Raw genomic sequence first — 5,782 nt, forward strand, 5'->3', positions numbered from 1 at the left:
CAATGTCATCAACTTTGGAAATTATCCATAAATATCATATAATTAGCGCTCAAATCAGTGCATGGGAGAAGCCCTTTTGACTACCTATACCGCATCGCTTGACACCGCCAGCCAAACCCTGGCTTGAAAATTGTACAAAAAATAACCAGCCCGCTCGATTGTCCCGCCTTCATCGCCGCCCACCGCCAGAATCCTCAAGACTTTACCCGCCGACGCCAGCTCACCTTCAAGAACCTCGTCCTGTTCCTGCTCAATCAGCCGCGCACGGCCCTGCAAACCGAACTCGATCAGTTCTATCGCGTACTCAATCAGGCGTCGACTGAGACGCAAATGGTCACTGCGCAGGCCTTCTGCAAAGCGCGCAAAAAGCTCAACCCCGAGGTATTTGAAAGTCTCAATCGCCTCCTGCAGCAACAAATTGACTGCTTCGGGCTGCGTCAGAAGTGGCGTGGGCTGAGGGTGCTCGCGGTGGATGGCTCGACCGTGCATTTACCCCTGGAGTCGACCATGGCGACCTTCTTTGGCAGTCACTCTGGCTTTCCCATGGCTCGCTTGTCCACACTCTACGAAGTCGCTGACGGTCAAACCTTGCATAGCCTGATCGTGCCCCTGACAGTCGGTGAGCGCGACTGTGCCCATCTGCACCTTGAGCACCTGCCGGCTGACAGCCTGACGCTGTTTGACCGTGGTTACCCTGGGCACTGGTTATTCGCGCTGTTCGCGCAGCAACAGCGGCACTTTCTGATGCGCCTGCCCTGTGGCTATAACGCCCAGGTCAAAGCGTTTCTACACTCTGGCCAAGTTGAAGACACACAGCTTTTCGTGGCCAACCATCCTGAAGCACGTCTGTTCTGCTCCGAGGCTGGCGTTGATCCTGCCAGCCAGATCGAGCTGAGACTGATCCGGGTCGAGTTGGCCAACGGCGAAAGCGAAGTATTGCTGACCTCGCTGCTGGATCGAGAAGCCTTTCCCGCTGAGGTGTTTGCCGAGCTTTACCACCGCCGCTGGGGCATCGAAACCGACTTCCGTCGCCTCAAACAAACCCTGACGCTGGACAACTTCAGCGGCCGCAGCGTGACCGCTGTAAAGCAGGACTTTCATGCCGCTCAACTGTTGAAGAACCTGGCGCTGTTGATGCAGCACCTGCTACAGCCGGTCATCGAACAGCGCCACAAAGGTCGCAAGCTGCGATGGAAAGTCAACTTCACCCAAGGCGTGTCACGGCTCAAAAATACCCTGGTCGAGCTGCTGGTGCGGCACTGTGCTCAGGGGCTGAGCAATGTGCTGGCCTTGATGGCTAAAAGCCTCAGTGCCGTACGCTCAGGCCGTAGCTTTGCGCGCCAACGCAAACGCGCAGCCAGCCGAGGTTGTGAGGGCTACAAACCGACGCGCTGAAGAAACACCACCGCCCAACCTCCGTGCAAAAAAAGCTGGCCACAAGCGGTCGGCATAGGCTCGTCCGGAGGACGAGAAATCTCGCCTAGACAGCCGGAACAGACGATGATCACATCACCGCCAGCCCAGCTAGACCGCCTGATTGAGCGGCAGAGGCCTGGTCATCGCCCGACGGCCATGGCGGCTGGCTGCTTCGGGGGGCTTGCCTTGGGCAGGGCTGCAGCTTAGGTTGATGACATTGCCCTGCGCCCTAGCTCTGATGAATGGCGCCTGGCTCTCTCGTGTAGCCCTCTGTCCTGAGTTACAAGGAAGTCAGCAGTACCGATGTGCAGAGCATGAAGCAACGTCACATCGACTATGTCATTCGGCTTCCGTATCTGCCCAAACTCGTCGCCTAATACGTGCGCGTTAAATCCGCGAACCTTATTGATACAGCTAAATTTCTCTAATTTACTTAGGGATATTTCGCGCCGCTGGACATCCTTATCGCGTGCGATGTCATCTCTTGCGGCCTCATGAATATAGAAGTCAACCTTGTGCTTTGTGGCTAGCTTCATGAAAGCTGCAAAAGCTGGCTGAACAGCTTTATTGTCTTCTAGGCCAATGATTACATTAGTATCAATTAGATAGGCTTGTCTGCTCATCCATGAGTGCTCTGCGCATTTCCTGCTTTGCGTAAATGAATGATTGAGGCGGAGTAAAGTTAAAGCGCTCCCTTAACTCCAAAAGCTCAATAGGCTTATCAAAAGCTTGTGCATTCTTTAACTCCAGCGCAAAACCTTCACTTAGCCCCTCAAAGTAAGATTCAAAAGCCTGTTTTTTGATGAATGCACACTTTGAATATTTCTTCCACATGTCCTTTATTGGGAGCTTTATTATTCCTGCAATTTCCGCCGAACCAACTATAGCTCTAACAGGAGATGTTGAATAAATATAAACCTTTGTCCCCTTAGCTGTCGTCAATGGGAATCTTCTTCTCAACTCAACAGTTTTTTTACCTGCCAGAATCTTATCGGAGTATTGCGGATGAATGCTCAGGATTAAATCTTTAGATTCTTCAAGAAATATCTCATCACTACTAAATATTGGTAGCACCAGCTGTCTATCTGAGTGCTCTTCTAATGCCAGCTCTTCTCGAAGGCGAGTAGATATCTCGCTATCTGCTTTGAATGCTGCCTCTATCCGTAGCGATGCTCCTAGTGCGTCAACATATTTCTTCAAAGAAGAAATCTGCACATCACCTCGGGCTTCAATTTTGGAAATAGCTGCCTGGCCTACGCCAAGCTTTCGAGCCATCTGTAGCTGGGTCAATCCGACTGCTTCACGAAGGCTTTTGAGTGACCGTCCGACGACCCTTCCGGCGTCGTGGTCTTCGTCATACACGGCTGCGATCACTTGTGCTGTTTTAGGCATTTCATCCTCCATGCGCGCGCGGACACTACCAACAGTGGACATTCCCTTCAAGGAATATTTCCCTGTCTCGACATGCTTGTCGATGCCTTCCCTTCCCTTTGTGGGTTCTCACGCTATCCCTGACCCCCTATTCCTTCGGGCGTACCAGCGCCTAGCTACTTCCTGGGTAATCGCTATCCCGCGTTTGGACTGGCCAAGTTTCGATTTGCCTCGTCATAGTCTGGGCTGGTCTGCCCGCTTTCAGGGGCGATGTTGCCCGTCACCAGCCAAAGCGCGTACTGCGGAAAAATCTGTATCACCGCCTCGATCTCGGCGTCGGTGATTCTGGCTTTCCCGTTTCGGACATTGCCCCACCGATAGCGATCAATCCCGGTCTGCTTTTCAAACCAGACGCTTGTCCGCTCCTTGTTAAACAAGGTTATAAGGCGGTCTTTTATCATGCCTAAAAATTCTACTTAGTAGATTGTACTTAGTAACAATCTGAGTGTAAGGTTGCTCTACTTAGTAAAAATTACTCAGTAAGCGTGATTTTCATTATAGGGCAAAACCATGGAAGAGTCTGGAATAGTGGGGTTCACCGTCACAGGTGCTGTGGAAAAGGTCACGGACTTCCGCACTGCGCCGTTCTGCTCGCAGGCGGTATTCGCGCAGATGCTGGGCCTGGAAGACATCACGGAAGACGTGGTGCGGGGCTGGGTGGAAACCAAGACGATCCCGACTGCCAAGATTGGCCGTCGCCGCGTGGTGAACCTGCACCGCATCCGCCGTGACCTCGACCGGGGCAAGTCGATCTTCTGCCAGGGGGATTACGACGGTGACTAAGTACCTCGTAGAGATTTGCACCTTCCACGGCCCCACCCGGCAACGTCGCTGGCATCGCGTCCATCAGGGCATTTCCCGCGTGGAATGCCAACGCTGGGTCGAAGAGTTGGTGGCTGTCTTCCCGACTGAAGAAGAAGCTCGCCGCTCCTTCGGCCTGACCCGCGAACGCGCTCGGCAGGTGTACCGCATCCGTGGGGTGAGGGCATGAACCATGGCCGCCAGTCCCTACTATCTACGCCAAACCCACGCCCCGGACTGCGCCTGCTCTGTGTGCTGGTCCGCAAGGCAGGCCATCCCATTGCACAGCCCGTCGCCGTGTCCGGACTGCCGGCCCCCTGGGCTGCCCTATCTGGAAGGTGGCCGCTGGCTCTGCCGTCCCCGTTCCTTCTGCGCGAAACACGACCCGTCCCGGCGTCCGCCGAAGTACTGGCACGTTGTGTACGACAGCGGGAAGCCACGCCCTTTGTGCCCGTGCGCGAAGCATTCCAACTGGAGGGCTGATCCATGCTCGCTGACACCCTGAAAGCGCTGCTCCTGCTCTGCTTGATCCAAGCCGCCCGCACCGTGGCCGATCCGGTCAAGGGCCGCGCTCCCGGCTCGTCGGAACAGCCTCACCGTTCCGGCGAACGGAAGCACGGGCGCAGCGCACCCTTGAACGCCTCCCCCCTGAAACAGCCTCCGCTGGGGAGTGTGGGGCAGCTTCTCCGCCCCGCGCTCCCGAGCCCTCGGCGGCAAGAGCGGGATGACAAGGGCAGAGCCCTTGGTGTTGCTCTGCGGGTTCCAAGGGGAAGCGTTCCCCTTGGCCGTTGGAGACGACGTTGCGATAGGGATCGTTACCCGAATGGGCCGAGACGAGTACCCGTGGTTGGCTTGGTTCGCTAGCGAATAGAGCCCGGCCCGAAGGGATCGCCCAACACATCACTTTCACCCAACACCGCTGAATGAAGGCGAAACAGCCGAATTTGCAGCAGCGGGACAACTCACGCCGAAAAAGGCGAATTGAAGGAGAAACACCGATGAACATGTTTGCAACCCAAGGCGGCGTCGTCGAACTGTGGGTCACCAAGACCGACACCTACACCTCGACCAAGACCGGGGAAATCTACGCCTCGGTCCAATCCATCGCCCCGATCCCGGAAGGTGCCCGTGGCAACGCCAAGGGCTTCGAGATCAGCGAATACAACATCGAGCCGACCCTGCTGGACGCCATCGTCTTCGAAGGCCAGCCGGTGCTCTGCAAGTTCGCCAGCGTGGTCCGCCCGACCCAAGACCGTTTCGGCCGGATCACCAATACCCAGGTGCTTGTGGATCTGCTGGCCGTGGGCGGCAAGCCGATGGCGCCGACCGCCCAAGCCCCGGCCCGCCCGCAAGCACAGGTCCAAGCCCCGCGCCCGGCCCAGCAGCCGCAGGGCCAGGACAAACAAGACAAGTCTCCGGACGCCAAGGCGTAAGCCGTAGGAGGCCGCGATGCTCCGCTATCTCTCGCTGTTCGCGGTAGGTCTGGCCACCGGCTACGCCTGGGGCTGGATCGACGGCCTAGCGGCCTCCCTGGCTGTTTGAGGACTGCACGAATGGAAGGCTCTGTATCGGTTCAAGTGTGCAAGACCTGGGTCCAGAACGCGGACGGCACGGTTGGCTGTACGCACCTTGAGTGGATACAGACCTACCTGCTGCCGCCTGAGGCAGAGGGCTATTTGACTCTGCTGATGGGTGGTTTCGACCCGTCGGCCTTCCGCCTCGGCTTCGCCGGGACCATCGGGCTGTTCGCCGTTGGTTTGGGGGCTGGCTTGATCATTTCCGCCATGCGCAAAGCGCGCAATTAATGAGGTTCCAATCATGGAAAAAATGAAAACCCTGTTCCGCAACGCTTCCATCGCCACCGCCGGCCTGGCCGTGGCCAACGTCTCCTTCGCCGAATCGCTGCTCGACGAAACCACCAAGGGGGTTCTGGCGCAAGCCAGCACTGATGGCGGGTCCGTGGCCAAGTTGGTGATCGCCGCCGTGGCGGTGCTGGTCGGCCTCGCCCTGGTCATCGGCGCGATGCGCAAGGCCTGACGTGATCTGGTCCCTGATGCTGGGCGCATTCATGGCGTCCGCGCTGCTGACGGGATTGAAAATCGGCCAGTATCAGTGACAGGAGGAGGGGCCGAAA

At 56.8% G+C, this 5,782-nt stretch carries 8 protein-coding genes and 1 pseudogene; 6 read left to right on the forward strand and 3 right to left on the reverse strand.

Translation table 11 applies throughout. The features are described 5' to 3' along the window. Positions 1-123: 123 nt before the first annotated feature. Positions 124-1,395: an IS4-like element ISPa1635 family transposase gene (locus ACTJJX_RS34650; RefSeq protein ID WP_004423958.1), complete on the forward strand. Its 1,272-nt coding sequence runs from the start codon at positions 124-126 to the stop codon at positions 1,393-1,395. A 224-nt stretch (positions 1,396-1,619) separates the two neighbouring features. On the opposite strand, the gene ACTJJX_RS34655 is transcribed toward ACTJJX_RS34650, so the two are convergent. The 3 genes from ACTJJX_RS34655 to ACTJJX_RS34665 all read right to left on the reverse strand — a co-directional run bounded on the left by ACTJJX_RS34655 (position 1,620) and on the right by ACTJJX_RS34665 (position 3,248). After that, positions 1,620-2,039, reverse strand: coding sequence for a hypothetical protein (locus ACTJJX_RS34655; RefSeq protein ID WP_202870091.1), 420 nt, complete (start codon positions 2,037-2,039; stop codon positions 1,620-1,622). Continuing rightward, a complete protein-coding gene (locus tag ACTJJX_RS34660) occupies positions 2,014-2,850 on the reverse strand; it encodes a helix-turn-helix domain-containing protein (protein ID WP_223656480.1) in 837 nt (278 codons plus the stop codon). The genes ACTJJX_RS34655 and ACTJJX_RS34660 overlap by 26 nt, the downstream gene beginning before the upstream one ends. Before the next feature lie 131 nt (positions 2,851-2,981). Further along, positions 2,982-3,248 (reverse strand): hypothetical protein, encoded by a 267-nt coding sequence (locus tag ACTJJX_RS34665; protein WP_016852153.1) that lies wholly within the window; start codon positions 3,246-3,248, stop codon positions 2,982-2,984. Positions 3,249-3,357: 109 nt separating this feature from the next. Between ACTJJX_RS34665 and ACTJJX_RS34670 the strand changes: the two genes are divergently transcribed. From ACTJJX_RS34670 to ACTJJX_RS34690, 5 genes and pseudogenes are all read left to right on the forward strand, one after another. Further along, a complete protein-coding gene (locus tag ACTJJX_RS34670) occupies positions 3,358-3,630 on the forward strand; it encodes a hypothetical protein (protein ID WP_003115921.1) in 273 nt (90 codons plus the stop codon). Between the two features lie 211 nt (positions 3,631-3,841). After that, a pseudogene (gene pflM / locus ACTJJX_RS34675) lies at positions 3,842-4,131 on the forward strand (lysogeny maintenance protein PflM). A 515-nt stretch (positions 4,132-4,646) separates the two neighbouring features. Then, positions 4,647-5,081: a hypothetical protein gene (locus tag ACTJJX_RS34680; RefSeq protein ID WP_003125073.1), complete on the forward strand. Its 435-nt coding sequence runs from the start codon at positions 4,647-4,649 to the stop codon at positions 5,079-5,081. 120 nt (positions 5,082-5,201) lie between these two features. Then, positions 5,202-5,453: a hypothetical protein gene (locus ACTJJX_RS34685; RefSeq protein ID WP_003124954.1), complete on the forward strand. Its 252-nt coding sequence runs from the start codon at positions 5,202-5,204 to the stop codon at positions 5,451-5,453. Positions 5,454-5,466: 13 nt separating this feature from the next. After that, positions 5,467-5,685, forward strand: a complete 219-nt coding sequence (locus ACTJJX_RS34690) for a hypothetical protein (RefSeq protein ID WP_003163345.1) — start codon at positions 5,467-5,469, stop codon at positions 5,683-5,685. The last annotated feature ends 97 nt before the right edge of the window (positions 5,686-5,782 follow it).

The sequence above is a fragment of the Pseudomonas sp. 22490 genome, from assembly GCF_052044465.1.
Lineage (GTDB): Bacteria > Pseudomonadota > Gammaproteobacteria > Pseudomonadales > Pseudomonadaceae > Pseudomonas > Pseudomonas aeruginosa.

Coding starts and splice junctions, on each gene's coding strand:
- ACTJJX_RS34655 (WP_202870091.1), bottom strand. CDS start 2,039: ATGAGCAGACAAGCCTATCTAATTGATACTAATGTAATCATTGGCCTA.
- ACTJJX_RS34660 (WP_223656480.1), bottom strand. CDS start 2,850: ATGTCCACTGTTGGTAGTGTCCGCGCGCGCATGGAGGATGAAATGCCT.
- ACTJJX_RS34665 (WP_016852153.1), bottom strand. CDS start 3,248: ATGATAAAAGACCGCCTTATAACCTTGTTTAACAAGGAGCGGACAAGC.
- ACTJJX_RS34670 (WP_003115921.1), top strand. CDS start 3,358: ATGGAAGAGTCTGGAATAGTGGGGTTCACCGTCACAGGTGCTGTGGAA.
- ACTJJX_RS34680 (WP_003125073.1), top strand. CDS start 4,647: ATGAACATGTTTGCAACCCAAGGCGGCGTCGTCGAACTGTGGGTCACC.
- ACTJJX_RS34685 (WP_003124954.1), top strand. CDS start 5,202: ATGGAAGGCTCTGTATCGGTTCAAGTGTGCAAGACCTGGGTCCAGAAC.
- ACTJJX_RS34690 (WP_003163345.1), top strand. CDS start 5,467: ATGGAAAAAATGAAAACCCTGTTCCGCAACGCTTCCATCGCCACCGCC.